General features: G+C 44.2%; 2 protein-coding genes and 1 pseudogene. All 3 read left to right on the top strand.

All coding sequences use genetic code 11. The features are described 5' to 3' along the window. Window positions 1-474: CDP-diacylglycerol--glycerol-3-phosphate 3-phosphatidyltransferase (pgsA, locus tag AC1DUA_RS34590; RefSeq protein ID WP_477504049.1), on the top strand; the 474-nt coding region annotated here is incomplete at its 5' end. A gap of 41 nt (window positions 475-515) precedes the next feature. Then, window positions 516-1,766, top strand: coding sequence for a competence/damage-inducible protein A (locus AC1DUA_RS34595; protein ID WP_477504050.1), 1,251 nt, complete (start codon window positions 516-518; stop codon window positions 1,764-1,766). Window positions 1,767-1,937: 171 nt separating this feature from the next. Next, window positions 1,938-2,241, top strand: a pseudogene (locus tag AC1DUA_RS34600) (recombinase RecA); the annotation flags it as partial.

Here is a 2,241-nt window from a genome sequence, read left to right on the forward strand (position 1 = left end):
ACGTATAATCAAATTATTGCTGCATTGATTTTCATTATTGCAGCGAGTACAGATAGTTTAGATGGTTATATTGCCAGAAAACGCAATTTAGTAACCAATTTAGGCAAGCTGCTTGATCCCTTAGCGGATAAGCTGCTTGTTACGGCTGTGCTCGTTTCACTAGTGGAAATGGATAAAGTAGATGCTTGGATTGTCATTGTCATTATCAGTAGAGAATGGGCTGTAACTGGTCTTCGCCAAATTGCTCTGCTGGAGGGCACAGTGATGGCGGCTAGTAAGTGGGGAAAAGCAAAGACGGCAGCTCAGATTACGGCCATCATAGCGCTACTTATCAATAATTTTCCGTTTACGTTTGTGCACTTCCCTTTTGATGTCATAGCAAGTTGGGCAGCGGCCATCATTACGGTCTACTCAGGAATTGAGTACTTTGTGAAAAATAAACATGTCATAGACTTTTCAGAAAAGACACAATAGGGCAACCTATTGGTTTTTTTCTATTCTAGGAGGATGCTGGGATGAAAGCAGAAATTGTTGCTGTTGGAACAGAGCTCTTGCTTGGACAAATTGTAAATACGAACGCTCAATTTATTTCTAGAGAGTGTGCCGCTATTGGCGTGGATATTTATTTCCAGACCGTGGTTGGCGATAATGAACAGAGACTGTTGGAAAGCCTCCAATTAGCCGCCTCCAGAGCCGACGTCGTCATTTGCACAGGTGGTCTGGGTCCTACGCAGGATGACCTTACAAAAGATGTCCTAGCGGCGTTTGTAGGCCGTCAGTTGATCATTCATGAGCCGTCGATGAACGCGATCACCCACATGTTTCAATCACGCGGGATACATATGGTAGAAAGCAATAGGCGTCAAGCATTAATGCTCGAGGGTAGCGACCCATTACATAACGAAACAGGACTAGCAGTAGGTGTTGCATTCACATTTGAAGGAACTCATTTCATTCTTCTGCCTGGACCGCCAAAAGAAATGAAGCCCATGTTTACCAAATATGCGGTTCCTTGGCTGCGTGCGATTATGAAAGATGAAGTTCCCCTGTACTCCAAAATGCTCAAATTTGCCGGTATCGGTGAATCTAATTTAGAGCATCAATTAATTGATTTAATTCAAGCTCAATCGGACCCAACCATCGCTCCATATGCCAAAGAAGGCGAAGTGACGATTCGATTGACGACTCGTGCCCATTCCGCAGAAGAAGGCGAGCGCAAACTATTTGCGACCGAGCAAGAAATTAGAAACCGCTTAGGCCAGCATATTTATGCAGATGAAGACGTTCCGATTGAAACAATTGTTTTGAAAATGCTGGATGAACGCAAGTTGTCACTTGCTGTAGCGGAGAGCTGCACAGGTGGTTTGTTCAGCGATTTAATTACTTCTATTCCAGGGAGTTCGAACTCTTTTCTGGGGGGAATCATCTGTTATTCCAATGCGCTAAAACACAAGCTTCTTGGTGTTCCTATGGAGATACTGGAAGGTGAAGGTGCTCCAGGTGCTGTTAGCAGCGAGACAGCGGTTATTTTAGCGGAGAGCTTGCTTACGACGATTGGAAGTGACTATGGCATTTCCGTTACTGGTGTAGCAGGTCCTGGCTCTTCTGAAGGTAAGCCTGTAGGGCTTGTCTATATAGGTTTTGCGCAAAAAAACGCGGAAACTCAAGTGATTACGCTGCAGCTTTCCGGTAACCGAGAATCGATTAAACACAGGTCAGCGAAGAGCGCACTCTACCACCTTTGGAAACAGTTGAAAGAAAGCTAGAGTTCGCATATAATGAAAGAAGTGTTAACGGAAGAACCGTAACAAAGCGATAACTTTGTTGCGGTTTTTTGTTTGTTCGCGAAAAAGTCGAATGTATGTTCGAGAAAGTACTTGGCAAACACCCCGAAACAAGTTATCATATACCTATAATGATAGAAGGAAGTGAGTGTTTTGACAGACCGTCGCGCAGCACTTGATAATGCATTACGACAAATTGAGAAACAGTTCGGTAAAGGCTCCATCATGAAGCTTGGAGAGTCTACGCATATGCAAGTTGAAACGATTTCAAGCGGAGCGTTAGCCCTTGATATTGCTCTTGGAATAGGTGGATATCCACGCGGAAGAATTATTGAAGTATACGGACCTGAATCCTCAGGTAAGACAACAGTAGCTTTACATGCTATCGCTGAAGTTCAAAGGGTTGGTGGACAAGCTGCATTCATCGATGCAGAGCACGCCTTGGATCCTTCTTATG

It is taken from the genome of Paenibacillus sp. 01T422 (assembly GCF_056398785.1).